This is a genomic window from Kitasatospora sp. NPDC090091 (assembly GCF_044747365.1).
Taxonomy (GTDB): domain Bacteria; phylum Actinomycetota; class Actinomycetes; order Streptomycetales; family Streptomycetaceae; genus Kitasatospora.
In genome coordinates, this window is sequence record NZ_JBIVDY010000001.1 from 144,563 (window position 1) to 160,244 (window position 15,682).

General features: G+C 71.8%; 17 protein-coding genes. 7 read left to right on the top strand and 10 right to left on the bottom strand.

The genetic code is table 11. The features are described from left to right. Positions 1 to 301: 301 nt before the first annotated feature. Both ACIPSC_RS00630 and ACIPSC_RS00635 read left to right on the top strand, forming a co-directional pair. Positions 302 to 1,375: an alpha/beta hydrolase gene (locus tag ACIPSC_RS00630; RefSeq protein WP_400821964.1), complete on the top strand. Its 1,074-nt coding sequence runs from the start codon at positions 302 to 304 to the stop codon at positions 1,373 to 1,375. 380 nt (positions 1,376 to 1,755) lie between these two features. Then, positions 1,756 to 2,511: a hemerythrin domain-containing protein gene (locus ACIPSC_RS00635; protein ID WP_400821965.1), complete on the top strand. Its 756-nt coding sequence runs from the start codon at positions 1,756 to 1,758 to the stop codon at positions 2,509 to 2,511. A 91-nt stretch (positions 2,512 to 2,602) separates the two neighbouring features. Here ACIPSC_RS00635 and ACIPSC_RS00640 read toward each other — a convergent pair whose 3' ends face one another. Next, positions 2,603 to 4,081, bottom strand: coding sequence for an FAD-dependent monooxygenase (locus ACIPSC_RS00640; protein ID WP_400821966.1), 1,479 nt, complete (start codon positions 4,079 to 4,081; stop codon positions 2,603 to 2,605). 115 nt (positions 4,082 to 4,196) lie between these two features. Between ACIPSC_RS00640 and ACIPSC_RS00645 the strand changes: the two genes are divergently transcribed. Beyond that, positions 4,197 to 4,850 (top strand): TetR/AcrR family transcriptional regulator C-terminal domain-containing protein, encoded by a 654-nt coding sequence (locus ACIPSC_RS00645; RefSeq protein ID WP_400821967.1) that lies wholly within the window; start codon positions 4,197 to 4,199, stop codon positions 4,848 to 4,850. A gap of 222 nt (positions 4,851 to 5,072) precedes the next feature. Here the strand turns inward: ACIPSC_RS00645 and ACIPSC_RS00650 are convergent, their stop codons facing one another. The 3 genes from ACIPSC_RS00650 to ACIPSC_RS00660 all read right to left on the bottom strand — a co-directional run bounded on the left by ACIPSC_RS00650 (position 5,073) and on the right by ACIPSC_RS00660 (position 6,919). Continuing rightward, positions 5,073 to 5,681 carry a DUF6891 domain-containing protein gene (locus ACIPSC_RS00650; protein ID WP_400821968.1) on the bottom strand — a complete coding sequence of 203 codons (609 nt, stop codon included), beginning with the start codon at positions 5,679 to 5,681 and terminating at the stop codon, positions 5,073 to 5,075. Positions 5,682 to 5,749: 68 nt separating this feature from the next. Continuing rightward, on the bottom strand, positions 5,750 to 6,295 hold the full coding sequence (locus ACIPSC_RS00655; protein WP_400821969.1) for an FHA domain-containing protein: 546 nt from the start codon (positions 6,293 to 6,295) through the stop codon (positions 5,750 to 5,752). Positions 6,296 to 6,364: 69 nt separating this feature from the next. Further along, positions 6,365 to 6,919, bottom strand: a complete 555-nt coding sequence (locus tag ACIPSC_RS00660) for a DUF1697 domain-containing protein (RefSeq protein WP_400821970.1) — start codon at positions 6,917 to 6,919, stop codon at positions 6,365 to 6,367. An 80-nt stretch (positions 6,920 to 6,999) separates the two neighbouring features. Here ACIPSC_RS00660 and ACIPSC_RS00665 point away from each other — a divergent pair, with 80 nt between their 5' ends. Beyond that, the gene (locus tag ACIPSC_RS00665; protein ID WP_400821971.1) at positions 7,000 to 7,470 is read left to right on the top strand and encodes a pyridoxamine 5'-phosphate oxidase family protein; all 471 of its coding nucleotides are present in this window, start codon (positions 7,000 to 7,002) and stop codon (positions 7,468 to 7,470) included. A gap of 49 nt (positions 7,471 to 7,519) precedes the next feature. Here ACIPSC_RS00665 and ACIPSC_RS00670 read toward each other — a convergent pair whose 3' ends face one another. After that, on the bottom strand, positions 7,520 to 7,876 hold the full coding sequence (locus tag ACIPSC_RS00670; RefSeq protein ID WP_400821973.1) for an arsenate reductase family protein: 357 nt from the start codon (positions 7,874 to 7,876) through the stop codon (positions 7,520 to 7,522). A gap of 177 nt (positions 7,877 to 8,053) precedes the next feature. Here ACIPSC_RS00670 and ACIPSC_RS00675 point away from each other — a divergent pair, with 177 nt between their 5' ends. Next, positions 8,054 to 9,271: a cytochrome P450 gene (locus ACIPSC_RS00675; RefSeq protein ID WP_400821974.1), complete on the top strand. Its 1,218-nt coding sequence runs from the start codon at positions 8,054 to 8,056 to the stop codon at positions 9,269 to 9,271. Between the two features lie 109 nt (positions 9,272 to 9,380). On the opposite strand, the gene ACIPSC_RS00680 is transcribed toward ACIPSC_RS00675, so the two are convergent. The 4 genes from ACIPSC_RS00680 to ACIPSC_RS00695 all read right to left on the bottom strand — a co-directional run bounded on the left by ACIPSC_RS00680 (position 9,381) and on the right by ACIPSC_RS00695 (position 12,639). Further along, entirely contained in the window at positions 9,381 to 9,998 is a 618-nt protein-coding gene (locus ACIPSC_RS00680; RefSeq protein WP_400821975.1) for an exonuclease, read from the bottom strand. Between the two features lie 394 nt (positions 9,999 to 10,392). Next, complete coding sequence (locus ACIPSC_RS00685) at positions 10,393 to 10,800, bottom strand: PIN domain-containing protein (protein WP_400821976.1); 408 nt, start codon at positions 10,798 to 10,800, stop codon at positions 10,393 to 10,395. Next, positions 10,797 to 11,069, bottom strand: coding sequence for a hypothetical protein (locus ACIPSC_RS00690; RefSeq protein WP_400821977.1), 273 nt, complete (start codon positions 11,067 to 11,069; stop codon positions 10,797 to 10,799). Before ACIPSC_RS00690 ends, ACIPSC_RS00685 begins: the two co-directional genes overlap by 4 nt. 118 nt (positions 11,070 to 11,187) lie before the next feature. Beyond that, on the bottom strand, positions 11,188 to 12,639 hold the full coding sequence (locus ACIPSC_RS00695) for a CBS domain-containing protein (protein ID WP_400821978.1): 1,452 nt from the start codon (positions 12,637 to 12,639) through the stop codon (positions 11,188 to 11,190). 378 nt (positions 12,640 to 13,017) lie between these two features. Between ACIPSC_RS00695 and ACIPSC_RS00700 the strand changes: the two genes are divergently transcribed. After that, entirely contained in the window at positions 13,018 to 13,188 is a 171-nt protein-coding gene (locus ACIPSC_RS00700) for a hypothetical protein (protein ID WP_400821979.1), read from the top strand. Positions 13,189 to 13,430: 242 nt separating this feature from the next. Here the strand turns inward: ACIPSC_RS00700 and glnA are convergent, their stop codons facing one another. Continuing rightward, positions 13,431 to 14,843 carry a type I glutamate--ammonia ligase gene (gene glnA / locus ACIPSC_RS00705; protein ID WP_400821980.1) on the bottom strand — a complete coding sequence of 471 codons (1,413 nt, stop codon included), beginning with the start codon at positions 14,841 to 14,843 and terminating at the stop codon, positions 13,431 to 13,433. Positions 14,844 to 15,109: 266 nt separating this feature from the next. Between glnA and ACIPSC_RS00710 the strand changes: the two genes are divergently transcribed. Further along, on the top strand, positions 15,110 to 15,577 hold the full coding sequence (locus ACIPSC_RS00710; RefSeq protein ID WP_400821982.1) for an RDD family protein: 468 nt from the start codon (positions 15,110 to 15,112) through the stop codon (positions 15,575 to 15,577). Positions 15,578 to 15,682 lie beyond the last annotated feature (105 nt).

Sequence of the window (15,682 nt, forward strand, 5' to 3'; positions counted from 1 at the left end):
CGACACCGGTCCGGCTGTGCTCCCCGCCGTCCGGCGGGGGCGAGAACCCCGTCGACCGGCGGGCCTGGCCGCACCCTTTACCGGATCGGGAACAAACATTGGAATGCCGCTGGCGGTAGCGCAACCGGCTTGACGCGACTCACGTCATAAGATCGCAGGGCGGCGCGCCCCCGCGAGGGACGGCGCGCCGGTCCCCGGGGCCGCGGACGACGTCGCGCCCCGGTCATGTCCGGCCCCACCCGGGGGCCGCCGTCCGGCTCCCGAGGGGAGCGGGCGTGACACCGGTCGGAGAGTCCTCACCGTGCAGCCGCAGTCCACCCGAATCCGCGCCGTGCTGACCGGCGCCGCCGCCTTCACCCTGGCCGCCTCGCTGGCGGCCTGTGGCAGCACGGACGGCAGCGGGAAGGGGGACTCCGCCAAGGGCGGCGGTGCGGGCGCGACCGGCGCGGCGGCCTCCGGCGCTCCGGCGGCGGGCGGCAGCAGCTCCGCCGCGGCACCGACCGCCACTGCGACGCCGACCCCGACCGCCCCGAGCAAGGTGCTGATGCCGACCGGTCCGGCCGCGCCGATGACCAAGGCCCGGGACACCGCTGCCGGTGCGATCATGGTGACCACGCTGAACGGGCTCAAGTCCGGCGTGTCCGGCAAGGTCTGGATCTGGCTGCCGCCCGAGTACAACGACCCGAAGTACGCCAAGACCGGCTTCCCCGTCCTCACCCTCTACGCGGGCGGCCAGAGCAACGGCTACAACACCTGGACCGACAACCAGCTGCCGATCCAGGAGGAGAACGCCGCGCTGGTCAAGGCGGGCAAGGCGCACCCGTTCATCATGATCATGCCGGTGCAGAACTTCACCGCCGACGAGAAGAACGCCCTCGACTGCGCCGACATCCCGGGCCAGCCCAAGATGGGCACCTGGATGGCCGAGGACATCCCGGACTTCGTCCGCGCCAACTTCCGCACGATCAAGGGCCGCGACGGCTGGGGCCTGATGGGCGCCTCCACCGGGGCGTTCTGCAGCGCGAAGCTGGCCCTCCAGCACCCGGACAAGTTCAAGGCCGCCGTCCCGATCGACGGCTACTTCAACCCGGACTCGGGGCTCTGGAAGGGCCACGAGACCGAGCGCCAGGCCAACAGCCCGGACGTGCTGGTCGCCCAGGGCAAGGCCGACGTGAAGATGCTGGTCACCGCCGGCGGCGCCAACCCGTTCGAGACCAAGCTGGTCAAGGCCTGGGTCGCCAAGGCCGCGCCGCCGCTCGCGCTGGAGTACTACGAGCAGCCCGGCGGCAAGCACCTCACCAGCGACTTCAAGAAGATGATCCCGGACACGCTGCAGTGGCTTTCCAAGAACCTGGCGGGTCCGCAGAGCGACTGACCCCCCCACTGCTGTGCGGCGCCCCGGCGCCGCGTGCGACGCCCCGGTGGCCGGGCCCTGCGCGGGCCGGCCACCGGGGCGTCGGCGTTCCCTGGGGCGTTCCGCGACGCGTTCCCCGGGGTGTTCCGCGACGCGTCGCCGGGGCGTTTCCCCGAGGCGTTCGAGGGTCGTCCGGTGGGGTGCGGCGGCGTCCGGCGGCGTGCAGCGGGTTGCGGTGCCGAAGGGGCGGGCGCGGGGCTCCGCAACGCGCTGACCTGCACGTCAATCGGACATTGATTCATGCCTGATCGACTGTGGTCACTGTGGTGGGACTGCAATCCGCCGCCGCGCAGTCGTCCGTGGCGATGCCGCCAGCCGTGCCAAGTCGTGAAGAGAGTGCCATGCCGAGCCACCTGCTGCCCGTAGCGTCCCCGTCCGTTCCCGCCCAGGGCGAGCCCTCGCGCGACCGGGCCGCCGACGCGGAGCCGCAAGCCCTCCGGTTCGCCGGACTGCGCCTGGTGCACGCCGCGCTCCGCCGCGACCTGGCGCGACTGCCCAACTCGCTGCGGCTGATCCAGCCGGGCGAGGACGAGAAGGGTGCGGCGCTGCTGCGGCACTGGCACTTCGTCACCGCCATGCTGACCTGCCACCACGAGCAGCAGGACACCCGGCTCTGGCCGCTCGTCCGCCGGTTCGCCCCGGAGCTGCGGCTGCTGCTCAACTGGCTGGAGGCGGACCACCACAACCTCGACCACTCGTTCACCCGGGTCACCACCCTGGTCCGGATCGCCAGCCGGGACGCCGGCAGCGCCTGGCCGGTCGCCTACGCCATGGAGGACCTCGCCGCCCGGCTGGAGACCCATCTGCGGATCGAGGAGCGTCAGCTGCTGCCCCGGATGGAGATGGTCTTCGCCGACTCCTCCCGGCTCGGCAGCCTGCCCGAGCTGCTGGACCTGCTGCGCGCCGCCGACGGGCCCGGGACGGCCGACGCGCTCGCCTGGCTGCTGGACGGCGTCGAGCCGGCGGTGGTCGAGCAGCTGATCGCGGAGTGCGACGACGACGTGGCCCGGAACTGGCCGCACTGGCAGGCCACCTACCAGCGCTGCACCGCCCCGCTCTGGGGCCCCGCCGACGTCCGGGAGCACCTCGCCGACTGACCGCCGGTCCTTTTGCGGGCCGCCGGTCTACGCGCGTGGCATATGCCGTTCGCGACTATGCCGCAGCGGGCCGGCGCCGGGGCGGCCGGCCCTAGCTGATCCCCAGCCGGGCCAGGTAGCCGGGCAGGTCGGCCGGGTCGTCGGTGGCGAGCCCCAGGTAGCCGTCGGGTCGGACGACGAACAGCCCCCGGCCGTACGCCGCGGCCGCCACCCCGCCGTCCACCCGGTGCGCCCGCACCCCGGCCGGCACCGCGGGCAGCTCGCGGCCGACCGCCAGCACCGTGACGTGCGGCCCGCGGAACAGCTCGAAGAGCCGGGTGCCGGCGCCGTCCAGCGGCGCGTCGGGCGCGCGCCCGCCCGCCCGCAGCGCGTCCTCCGGCAGGTCCTTACGGGCCTCGACGGTCAGCGGGCCGTCCTCGTAGCCGAGTCCGAGCTGCTCGGTCGACGGGCCGCGCCGCAGTCGGCCGTCCCGCACCCCGCCCGCGCGGTGCAGCCGGGTGGAGATCTCCAGCACGTCCGCGGCGATCGGCAGCCGCTCCGCCTCGTAGCTGTCCAGCAACTCCTCCGGGGCGCCGTGCCGCAGCACCTGGCCGAGCTTCCAGCCGAGGTTGTAGGCGTCCTGGACGCTGGTGTTGAGGCCCTGTCCGCCCGCCGGGGAGTGGACGTGCGCGGCATCGCCGGCCAGGAAGACGCGGTCCTCCCGGAACCGCTCGGCCAGCGCCGCCCGCGGCCGGAACGCCGAGGCCCAGTGCACCGCGCCGACCGCCTCGGCGGGCAGGTGGCTACGGGCCGCGATCACCCCGCGCACCGCCTCCGGCGAGGTGTCCGGCTCCACGTCCTCGCCGAACTGGGCGAAGAGCTGGAACGCGGTGGTGCCCGGCAGCGGGCAGAGCAGCAGGGCCCCGCCGGGCGCGTGCTGCCAGACGTGCCAGTTGCCCCGGTCGAGGCCCTCGACCTCGACGTCGGCGACCAGCGCCGGCTTCGGGTCGACCCGCTCGCCGGCCATCGGCACGCCCGCCGCGCGGCGGACGGTGCTGCGCCCGCCGTCGGCGGCCACCAGGTACCGGGCGGAGACGGTCCGCCCGGTGCCGTCCGGCCCGGTCAGCCGGGCGTCGACCCGGTCGGGGTGCTGCTCCAGCCCGGCGAGGGCGGTGCCGAAGCGGATCCGGCCGCCGAGCTCCGCCAGCCGGTCGGCGAGGAGCTGCTGGGTGCGCCACTGCGGGAGCATCCAGATGTTCGGGTGCGGGACGGTCGGGTCGGGCCCGTTCGGTTGGATGAGGTCCCACTCGCCCTGCTGTTCGCCGTCCTGCCAGTTGAGCATCCGGGGGTAGCCGCTGCCGGCCGCCAGGACCGCCGGCAGCACGCCGAGGTCCTCGAAGACCTCCAGGGTGCGGGGTTGCAGGCCCTTGCCGCGCGAGCCGGGGAAGAGCTCCCCGGCGCCCTCGACCAGCAGGGCGTCCACGCCGCGGCGGGCGAGGTCGACGGCCAGGGTGAGGCCGGTCGGCCCGGCCCCGACGATCAGGACGTCGGTGTGCTCCGGGATCCGGTCCGAGGGCTGGGTGTGCCGCATGAGCGCTCTCCTTAACGACGTTAAGTTACCCGATGTCCCGAGGATGGACTTAACGGTGTTAAATTGTCAAGTGAGGGGTCGCCCGAGGACCCGACGGATCGGAGAGGAGCCGGACATGCCGTCGAAGCTGGACCGTGCCCAGGTCGTCGACATCGCCCTGCGGCTGCTCGGCGAGACCGGCCTGGAGGGCCTCACCCTGCGCCGGATCGCCACCGAGCTGGACGTCAAGGCGCCCGCGCTGTACTGGCACTTCGCCAACAAGCAGGCGCTGCTGGACGAGATGGCCACCGAGATGCTCCGCCGGATGACCCCCCGGCCGGTCGTCGTGCCGGACAGCTGGCAGGAGGCGCTGGCCGGCACCTGCCGTGTCCTGCGCACGGCCCTGCTCGGCTACCGCGACGGCGCCAAGGTCTTCAGCGGCACCCGGCTCACCGACCAGGACCACGCCGAGGGGCAGCATGCGATGCTCGACGCGTTCACCCGGGCCGGGTTCGAACTCGGTGACGCCGTCCAGGCGTTCACCACCGGCTACGCGTACACCATCGGCTTCGTGATCGAGGAGCAGGCCATCCGGCCGATGCCCGGGGAGCGGACCCCGGGCTACGACCCGGGGGAGCGGGCCGTCGCCATCGACCCGGCGTACGAGCTGGCCGCCGCGGCCGGACAGGAGCTCTTCGGGGGCTTCGACCAGCGCTTCGAGCGCGGCCTCGCCATCCTGCTGGCCGGCGTCGAGGCGGTGCTCCTGTCTTCAACCGGCCCTAGGAACTAGGGAATTGACCTGACACGGCTCGGGGCTGCGGGCGGCGGGGCGCTCCGGGGGCGGCGAAGGTCGCCGTCCGCAAGGCTGTCAGGCGCGCCCGTCCGCAAGGCCCCGGGCGCGTCCGTCCGCCGGGCCGCCGCGCGTGGCCACTGCGCCGAGCCGCACCTCGCCCGGCGATCCGGGCGCCGCCACCCGTCGGTTCCGCCCGGTACCCGCCGGGCGGCACACCCGCTAGTCGGGCAGGCGGTTGAGCCAGGTCAGCGGGGTGACGTGGATCGCCTTGCCCGGCGAACCGTTCCACTCCACCGGCAGGCCGACCGCCTCCAGCGCCGCGACCACCTCGCGGCCGATCTCCACCGTCCGCCGCTCCGCCGACTCCTTCGGCTCGTCCGTGGCCCGGAAGCCGCCGTACCGGAGCATCAGCCCGCCGCCGGCGGCCGCGCTCTCGGTGTCCTGCTGGTGGAAGAAGACGAAGCCGCGCGAGCCCTCCTCGGCCTCGCCGCCGATCTCCGCGTAGCCACAGCTCGCACAGCAGGTGAAGTCCATGGCAGCCACGACGTCGCGCTCCTCCAGCGCGTCGAAGGCCGCCGCCAGCCGGTCCACGTCGGTGGTCTCCGGCCAGGACGCCTGCTCGGCCAGCCGCTCCCGCCAGAGCGGGCCGACCACGGCCGCGGCGTCCTCCGCCGAGAGTCCCTCCTCCTCGAACTCGTCGGCCAGGGACTCGGCTATCTCGTCCGATTCCTGGAAGCCGCAGCGGATCAGCTCGCGGGCGCGCTCCTCGGCCTCGCGCCGCAGGTCGGAGGCGGGTTCGGGCGCGGGGGTCACGGTCTCCTGGTCCATGGCCGCATCCTCGCACCGGCCACCGACAGTCCCGCCCCCGGGGCCCGCGCCGTGCGCGGCCGGCGGCCTCAGCCCGAGGCGAGCCGGAACTCCAGGTTGCCGAACCGCACCTGGTCGCCGGGCCGGACCCGTACCCCGCCCGCGATCCGCAGGCCGTTCACATGCGTCCCGTTGGTCGAGCCGAGGTCGTACAGCACCCAGTCGTCGCCCTCCCGCCGCAGCTCGGCGTGGTGTCGCGAGACCGATATGTCGTGCAGCCGCAACCCCGAACCGGGGACCCGGCCGATCGTCAGCTGCCGCTCGCCGCCCTGCGGCAGGCTCAGCCCCGGCAGCCGTTCGAGCCGCCACGCGCCGCGCAACCGCACGCCGAACGCCGAGACCTGACCGACCGTCCGCAGCACGAACCGGCCGACCGGGTTCCGGGCCGGCAGGTCCGCCAGTGCCGAGTCCAGCTCGGACCGGCTGTTGGCGTGCAGCACCAGCTCCATCCGTCCGAGGAAGGTGTCGTGCGACAGCCGGCCGCTGCCGGCGCCTTCCCGCAGCACGTCGAGCGCGTGGTCCCGCTCGGCCTCGGACGGCCGGACCACGTGGGTCCGGATTTCAGGAGAGCTCATGGCCCGATTGTCGGCGCAGCCGGCCCCGGCTGTCCAGAATCCCCCCACGGCCCCCGAGGAGACCCCGGATCAGGACGGCTTCCTGGCGGCGGCCAGGATCTTGGCGGTGGTGTGCAGGAAGCGGGCCGTGGCCGAGCCGCGGTAGGACTTGCCGAACAGGTTGGCCGGGGCGTTCCAGCGGCCGTCCCGGAGGTGGACCACCACGTACGCGGTGCCGGCGTCGGCGCCGATCACCTCGTAGTCGCCCTTGGGCGAGGTGTACGGGACGGGGAAGTCCGCCGGCAGCGGCTCCGTGAGGAAGTTGACGACCAGTCGGACGTCCGGGGTCACCTCGATGCCCGCGAAGGGCTCGGCCGCGAGCACCGCCTCGACCTCCTCGACGGTGCGCAGCAGTACCGGCACCGGGAAGCCGAGGGCCTCCTCCAGGTGCTCCTCGATCCGCCGGGTGAGCGCGGCGCGGTCCGGCTCGTCGGTGCTGAAGAAGACGTTGCCGCTCTGGATGTACGAGCGGACGCCGTCGAGTCCGAGCTCGCCGAACAGGGCCCGCAGCCGTTCCATCTTCACCGTCCGGCCGGCGACGTTGACGGCCCGGAGGAAGGCGATGTACGTGGTCGTGGTGGTCACCGGGCCAGTCTGGCACCCGCCACCGACACGGCGCCGCGCGCCGGACCGCGGCCGTCGGTGCCGGGTGCCAGACTGGCGCCATGGCTACCTGGCAGGACTTCGAGGACGAGGCTCCGGATCTGGCCCCCGCCGTACGGGCGCGCTTCGAGGCCAACAAGCACCACGTCCTGGCGACGCTGCGCAAGGACGGCTCGCCCCGGGTGAGCGGCATCGAGGTGGACTTCACCGGCGCCGACCTCACCTTCGGGTCCATGTACGGCGCGATGAAGGCGCGCGACCTCCAGCGGGACGCCCGCTTCGCGCTGCACGCCCACCCGGGGGACGAGACCCTGACGGGCGGCGATTCCAAGCTCTCCGGCCGGGCCGTGGAGATCACCGACGAGGTCGAGATCGCCGCCTGGGTGGCCGAGCTGCCGGAGCCGCCGCCGGGCCCGTTCCAGGCCTTCCGGCTGGAGCTGGAGCAGGTGGTGCACACCACCGTGGAGGACGAGCACGTCTGGATCACGTCCTGGCGGCCGGGGCAGCCGGTGCAGCGCGTCCGGCGGGAGTGACGGCGACGCGCGGTCCCCGGCCGCGCCCAGGCCCTGGGGGGTGACTGCCCTACGGCAGTACGGACTTGACGGCCTCCGGGGTGCGGGCCACCACGGCGTGGCCGTCGTCGGCGGTGATGATCGGGCGCTGGATCAGGATCGGGTGCTCGGCCATCGCTGCGATCCAGCGCGCCCGGTCGCCCGGCTCGCGGGTCCACTGCTTCATGCCCAGGTCCTTGGCGGCCTGCTCGTCGAGCCTGGTGATGTCCCACGGCTCCAGTGCCAGCCGCTCCAGGACCTGCTCCAGCTCGGCGGCGGTCGGCGGGTCCTCCAGGTAGCGCCGCACGGTGTACTCGGCGCCGACGGACTCCAGCGTCCCCAGCGCCGCACGGCACTTCCCGCAGCGCGGGTTGATCCAGATCTCCATGCGGCCAGCCTACCGACCGCCCGTCCCGGCCGCCCCCTTCCGACCGGCGTGCCCGACCGGCTCTGCCTGCGGGCGGACCGGCATCCGTGAACGCGCCCCGGGAGGTCCGGCGGGAACTCCGGACGGGGGGCGGCGGTTCACGATGCAGGACGCGGGGTCTCGGGAGGGGAGAACCGGATGGACGGCGAAGCGATCATCGGGCAGCTGATGACCACGGAGGGCCGGGCCGACCCGTACCCGCTGTACGCCCGGGCGCACGAACTCGGCGCCGCCGCCCCGGCCGGGCCCGGCGTCGTCCTCGCGATCGGCCACGCCGCCACCAACCAGGTGCTGCGCAACCCGGCCTTCGCCCCGGAGGACGTCGAGGCCCGGCTGCGGGCCGATCCCCAGCTGGCTCGGCACACCTCGGTCACCCTGTTCGGCCGCTCGATGCTGCAGCGCAACGGGCCCGACCACACCCGCGTCCGCTCGCTGGTCGCCTCCGCGTTCAACGCCCGCCGGGTGGCCGCGCTCAGGCCGGCCGTGGAGGCGGCGGTCGGCCGGCTGCTGGACCGCCTGGCCGAGCAGGGCGCGGACGGCTCGCCGGTCGACTTCATGGACGCCTTCGCATTCCGGCTGCCGGTCGAGGTGATCTGCGAGCTGCTCGGCGTTCCCGCGCGGGACCACCACCGCTTCCGCACCCTCGCGGAGGACCTCGCCGTCGCCCTGGAGCTGGTCCAGGACCTCGACGAACTCGGCGCTTCCGACCTGGCCGCCGACGAGCTGGCCGGCTACTTCACCGAGCTCGTCGCCGAGCGCCTGGCCCGGCCCCAGGACGACCTGGTGAGCGACCTCGCCCGGATCGCCGCCGACGCGCCCGGGCGGATCTCCGGCGCCGAGCTGCTGGCCAACCTGGTGCTGCTGCTGGTGGCCGGGTTCGAGACCACCACCAACCTGCTGGGCAACGGCCTCGCACTGGCCTTCCGGCACCCGGAGGCGGCGGCCGGGCTGCGCACCGGTGCCGTGGACCCCGCGATCTTCACCGACGAGGTGCTGCGCTTCGACTCGCCGGTCCAGCTCACCACCCGGATCGCCGCCGCCGACGGGCTGGACGTGGCCGGCGTCCCGGCCCCGGCAGGCACCATGGTGCTGGTCCTGCTGGGCGCGGCCAACCACGACCCGGCCCGCCACCACCGGCCGGAGCTGTTCGATCCCGCCCGCACCGACATCCAGCCGCTCAGCTTCGGCGGCGGCGCGCACTTCTGCCTCGGCTCGCAGCTGGCCAGGACGGAGGCCGAGGTCGCCTTCCCGGCGCTGCTCGACCGCTTCCCCCGGCTCGCTCCCGGCGGCGTGCCGACCCGGCGGGACCGCCTGGTCCTGCGCGGTTACGAGACCCTGCCTGTCACCGTCCGCTGACCTGGACGCCGGTCGCCGGCCGGGTCGACACGACCCCGGCCCGAGCCGGGACCGGGGCGGGAGGCCTCACCGCCGGCGTGAGCGAGGCCCGCGACGCCACCGGCGCCCCTCACCCCGGCGTGGGCCCGCCCCACTCCATCAGGTTGGCGAACAGCACCGCCTGCTCACGGGCGTCGTCCAGGGCGTTGTGCGTGTGGGGGAGGTCCGGCAGCAGGGCGGGCGGCATCGAGCGCTTGCCGATGCCCGCGAACGGCACGCCCGCGCGCGCCGCGTACAGCGTCTTCACGTCCAGGCACCCCGAGTGCCCGAACGGGCTGGAGCCGGTGAACCGGATCAGGTACCAGTACACGAACTGCCAGTCGTAGACGGCCGGGTAGGCCACCATCACGGGCCGGTACCGCCGCCCGTCGGGCCCCTCCCGGACCTGCTCCACCCACTGGGCGAACTGGTGCAGCGCGGCCCCGGGGTCCGTCCCGCCGGCCAGCAGGGCCGCCCGCTCCAGCCCGGACACCGCCAGTGCCTCGGGGTCGTACTCCTCGCTGATCGGCCGCAGCTCCCGGTAGAACCCGGCCGCCCCGCCGGCCGGCCGCCGGAACCCCTCCGCGGTGTGCCACCCGGCCACCGCCGCGCCGAGGCTGACCATCGAGTACGGCCCGGGGATCGGCCCGTCCGCCTCGACGTCCACCGAGATGTACACGGTCGGGGTGGTCTTCGTCCTGCTCGCCATGGCGCCGATTCTGCACGCCGAAGCCCCCGCCCCGGCAAGTGATTTCGGGACGGGGGCTTCGATGTGCGGAGTCGGCGCGGGGCCCGGGGGCGGTACGGCCTACAGGTCGTAGTTCTGATTGAACATGCCTCTGACCTGCGGAAACGTCAGTCGCATGGAAGATCATTTCGCAGTCAGTGCACACGCGGCGGCGATGACGATGGGATGCGGTGAGTAGTGCCGAGCGGTGCTGGGGATGTTGCCCCGCTCGTTAGCCACAAAGCGTGACCGGTGTTCGAACCGACTCGTACGCGGCGTCCGAATCGCTCGTGAAACCCAGCGCGCAGTTGATGTGGCGAGGTGCGCGGCCTGCCACTGACGCCAGTGAAGTTGCAGACTCGGTAGTCGGCGGTGCTCACACCTCTCTGATGATCACGCGGCTTCCGCAGAGCTTCGACCAGTCGTCGCGGTCGGAGGTCAGGACGACAGCGGGGGCTGGGGCTCGTAGAGCGAGTGCAGCTACGAGAGCGTCGATGGCGTACTTGTGCCCGTGCAGCCCGCCGGCGTCCCGGAGCAGCGCCACCGCGGCCAGGGAGTCCTCCTGGCTGACCGGTTCCACCCGCAGCCGGGAGAGCACCCATTTCAGGCGCGATAGGTCGGTCTTTCCCTGTGCTGCCTCGACGATGGTCAGTGCCGACACAAGGACAGGCACTCCGACCTGCCGGGACGCCTCGATGCGAGCCGCCATCCTGCGGTCGTTGCGCAGGAGCAGGGAGAGCGCCTCGGAGTCGAGTACCAGCGACCGGGCCGGCTGCTCCTTCACGCAGCGCCCCGTTCGACTTCACCGGCGTTCTGCTCTCCGAACAGCTCACGACGAGCGGCTTCGATCTCCTGCTCCGTGAGCGCGCCATGTTCCGCTTCGTGCGACGCGACGATCTCGGCGAGTCCGTCCATGGCGAGTTGGTGCCTGACAGCCTCGGTGATGTAGCTGGACAGCCCACGACGGCCGGTTCGAGAGCGGAGCTCACTGACCAGCTCGGTGGGCATGGATACGGAGATGTTCTCGGTCGTCCCGGCTCGGGTCGGCTTCATGGTCTTAGTGTAAGACAGCCTCTATTACAGAGCGAGGGCCTTCGATACTTCGTTCCTGCTCGCGGGAGGCGGTTCTGTCGCAGCGCTTGCCCGACCGCGGTCGGGCAAGCGCTGCGCATCAGCCGCCGTGCTCACGCAGTAGTTCGATCATGTTGCGGAGCATCGGTATCGCCGAATCGCCGGCCTTGTCCTTGTCGTTGAAGTGCATCAGCTCGTTGCGGATCTCCCGGAGTTCGTCGAGGCGGGCCGTGAAGGACCTGCGGTCCAACGGCCACTTCAGCCTGTCCCACTGCTTCTGGTTGCTCAGGACCTGCTGGTAGTCCCCGTAAGACAACTGGTCGAAGGAGCTGAGCTTCCGGAGTCCGTCCGGATCGCAGAGCGTGATCACCTCTGCAAGGTCCAGACCTTCCGAGATGACCCGGCGTAGTTGTCGGTCAAGGTCACCGATCAGCAGGAACGGCCGGGCCGTGGCACCGTATTCGGCGGCCACGTCGGCGACGGTGATGATTCCGGCGATCTGATTCGTCTGGTCCTTGACCAAGAGGAAGCCGAACCGTTCCAGGTCGGGCAGGACGTCGATCAGGTGGTCGGCGTAGCTGACCGCGTGAGCATCGACGATGGCATCCGCAAAAGGCGCCGCGGCGTCCGCGTAGCGCGCTCGTGCGATGGATTCCCAGGTGACGGCTCCCCGCAGATTCCGGGGTCCGTTGAGCACCGGCAGTTGCGAGTACCCGTTGAGCCGCATCTTGGTGAACACCTCCTCGAAGCTCGCCGAGGAGGCCACCGATACCACTCCCTTGAGTGCTGAGGGCAGGTTGCCGACCGTCTGCCCCTGGATCGGCTCGCTCCCTTCCCCTTCGTCGCCGGATGTGGTGCCGGGTCCTGGTGCGCCGGACGTCCTCGGCTCTTCTTGCCCCGTCGCCGGCTCCTGCTCAGCCGCTTTCTCCTCCGCGTCCTCGGTGTCCCCGGAGGGTCCGGTCAAGGCGACCCGATCGTCGATCCCCACGGCTGTGAAGTCCGGCACGGTGGACAGGCCGTGGTTGGCCAATTCGGTGGCCACCTGCTCGGTGACCAAGTAACCGCGCCGGGAGGCCCCCCACCAGCCCAGCAGATCTCGGACGGTGAGGGTGATCGGTGTGTCGGCGTCCGCCTGCTTTCGGGCCTCCTTCAACCGGGCGTGACGGGCGGCGGATCCGTCCGCCGCGACGTCGCCGGAAGGCGGCAGCTCCGCCGCTGTGTCCAGGAGGGTCTGTCTCAGAACGTCCAGCAGGGTGCCGTCGTCCAGTGCCCAGGCGGTCCACCCGTCGTAGGGCCCTCGCCCCGTGGCCGCAGCAGCTGCCGTGGAGGGGGATTTGAAACGCTGGCCGTCGACCAGCTCGATCCTGCCGTCCTCGGTCACCCGGGCGTGGTGTGCATCTCCGGATCGCTTACGCCAGAACGTGAGCTGTGTTCCGGGGGCCAGCAGGCCCGCGTTGACAAGGTCGGCGAGCAGCACCCGCCGTCCCTCGATCAGGTAGGAGGCTCGCCCCAGAGGCTCTTCCTCGCCGTTGGCCAGCGCGGAATCGGTCATCGGTGTCTTCCCCCAGCTCGGTCCCGCCCAGAAGTAGTCCGATCATTGCAGAGGCCTGCTTCGTGGAGCTGTGGATTTCGAACAGCTCGTTCGTCAGAGCGCCCAGGGGCGATATGGCTCTCGTCGGGGCGCTGTGGTGATGTCCGGTGACTGACGTAACAAGTACACACGGGGGGTGACCGACGTGGGATAGTTGCCGGATTCGGCGTGTCCAGGTGGGCCAGGTGAGGGAGCACTGGCGCAGTGGATGGAGCAGCTGGTCCGGGTAGTGGATGAGGTGCTGGCCGGTGAGGGCCGCGCTGGTGGCCGCGCAGAGTCAATGCGGCACACGGGGACGTCCACTACCTGGAGAACGGTTTGCACGGACTCCCAACCTATGTGAACCGGATCGATCCCGATTTCCTGGTTTGTTCGCTGCGCGAGGCATTGGCGACCCTGCCGGACAGCGGACTCACAGAGCGGTTGGTCGCTGGTCGGATCGACAAAGTCGCCCCCTCGGAGAGCTTGGCCTGCGGTGGTGTCCTGAAGGGCGGTCAGGTGCAGGCGTGAGCCGGGTTGCCGGACGTGCGGCGCCGTTGGGGTGCCACGGCCCCGCCAACGATGGCGCTCAGCCCGCGCCGAGACCGCCCAAGAGGGCTGGGAGGCCGGTGACGCTGTTCAGGCGGCGGGCGCATCTCCGCTACACCGCCTTCGATGTGAGTCGGGCGCACGAAGTTTCCGCAGGTCAGCGAGGTGCTGACCTGCGGAAACGGTGAGAGGCCGACCTGCGCTTCCGCAGGTCGGCGGTGCCCCTACAGGTCGTAGTAGAGCTCGAACTCGTGCGGGTGCGGGCGCAGGGCGATCGGGGCGATCTCGTTGGTGCGCTTGAAGTCGATCCAGGTCTCGATCAGGTCCGGGGTGAAGACGTTGCCCGCGAGCAGGTACTCGTGGTCGGCCTCCAGCGCCTCCAGCACGGCCGGCAGCGAGGACGGCACCTGCGGGACGTTGGCGTGCTCCTCCGGCGCGAGCTCGTAGAGGTCCTTGTCGACGGGCTCCAGCGGCTCGATCTTGTTCTTGATGCCGTCGAGGCCGGCCATCAGCATCGCCGAGAAGGCCAGGTACGGGTTGGACGACGGGTCCGGCGCGCGGAACTCGATGCGCTTGGCCTTGGCGTTGGAGCCGGTGATCGGGATGCGGATCGCGGCCGAGCGGTTGCGCTGGGAGTAGACCAGGTTGACCGGCGCCTCGAAGCCGGGCACCAGCCGGTGGTAGGAGTTCACCGACGGGTTGGTGAAGGCCAGCAGCGACGGGGCGTGCCGGAGCAGGCCGCCGATGTAGTAGCGGGCCGTGTCGGAGAGCCCCGCGTAGCCCTGCTCGTCGTAGAAGAGCGGGGATCCCTCGGTCCAGAGCGACTGGTGGACGTGCATGCCCGAGCCGTTGTCGCCGAAGATCGGCTTCGGCATGAAGGTGGCGGTCTTGCCGTTGCGCCACGCGACGTTCTTGATGATGTACTTGAACAGCATCAGGTCGTCGGCGGCGTGCAGCAGGGTGTTGAACTTGTAGTTGATCTCCGCCTGGCCGGCCGTGCCGACCTCGTGGTGCTGGCGCTCGACCTCCAGACCGGCCGCGGCCAGCTCCAGGGACATCTCGGAGCGCAGGTCGGCGAAGTGGTCGACCGGCGGGATCGGGAAGTACCCGCCCTTGTACTTGACCTTGTAGCCGCGCACGTCGCCCTCGGCGGCGCCGGTGTTCCACGCGCCGGCCTCGGAGTCGATGTGGTAGAAGGACGCGTTGGCGCTGGTCTCGAAGCGGACCGAGTCGAAGACGTAGAACTCCGCCTCGGGGCCGAAGAACGCGGTGTCGGCGATGCCGGAGGAGGCGAGGTAGGCCTCGGCCTTCTTGGCGACGTTGCGCGGGTCGCGGCTGTAGGCCTCGCCGGTGACCGGGTCCTGGATGAAGAAGTTGATGTTGAGGTGCTTGTCCTTGCGGAACGGGTCGAGCCGGGCCGTGGCCAGGTCGGCGACGAGCGCCATGTCGGACTCGTGAATGGCCTGGAAGCCGCGGATCGACGAGCCGTCGAACATCAGCGTGTCGGCCGGGTCGAAGGTCGCGGCGGGCACGGAGAAGTGCTGCATGACGCCCGGGAGATCGCAGAACCGGACGTCGATGAACTTCACATCGTTGTCCTGGATGAACTGCTTCACTTCGGCGGCGTTGTTGAACATCCATCCTCCTCGGCGTGCGAATGGGGCTCACCCTAGGAATGGCCCGTTTCCAACCGGTGACCCGGTCGTTTCCTGAATGTTAACCGCCGCCGTTGAACAGGCGGCAAAGCCGTACGCTCCGGGGCAAATCGCTTCGCCCGCCCAGGCGGCGCTGCCGAAGTGGTCTGGACCACTTGGCGGCTCCGGCGGAAAGCCCGGGGAGGCCCGATTCACCCTCCGGGGGAGTCGGTGGCGGCTCCCGGTGTACGCCCGGTTAGTGTGGATTCGTGGACACCAGAGAAGCGTTGGGATCGTGGATCGACGGCCCGAAGGCGGCCGCCGAGAAGATGGGCGCCGACTTCGGCTACCGCGGCGAGCGCCTCGGGCTGCCCAAGGAGGGCACCGGCTCGGTCGCCGGACCGGGCCGCCGGCTGGGCGCGCTGTTCGTCGACGGCTGGCTGGTCTCCCTGGTCGCCTTCGGGCTGATCGCCAAGGGCTCCCCGGGCTCGGCCAACCTGTGGACCACCCCGCTCTTCTTCGCCGTCACCGCGGTGCTGCTCGCCACGACCGGGACGACGGTCGGCAAGCGGCTGTTCGGCCTCCGGGTGGTGCGCCTGGACGGCAGCCGCGCCACCATCCCGCAGGTGATGCTGCGCACCCTGCTGCTCTGCCTGCTGGTGCCGGCCCTGGTCTGGGACCGGGACACCCGCGGCCTGCACGACAAGGCCGTCGGCACCGTCGAGGTCCGCATCTAGGCCCGGTCCGGCCGGCCCCCGGCGCTCCGGCCCCCGGCGCTCCGGCCCCCGGCGCTCTGGCGCCCGGACCCCCGGAAGCCCCGGCCGCCCGCCGGCCCCCGAAAC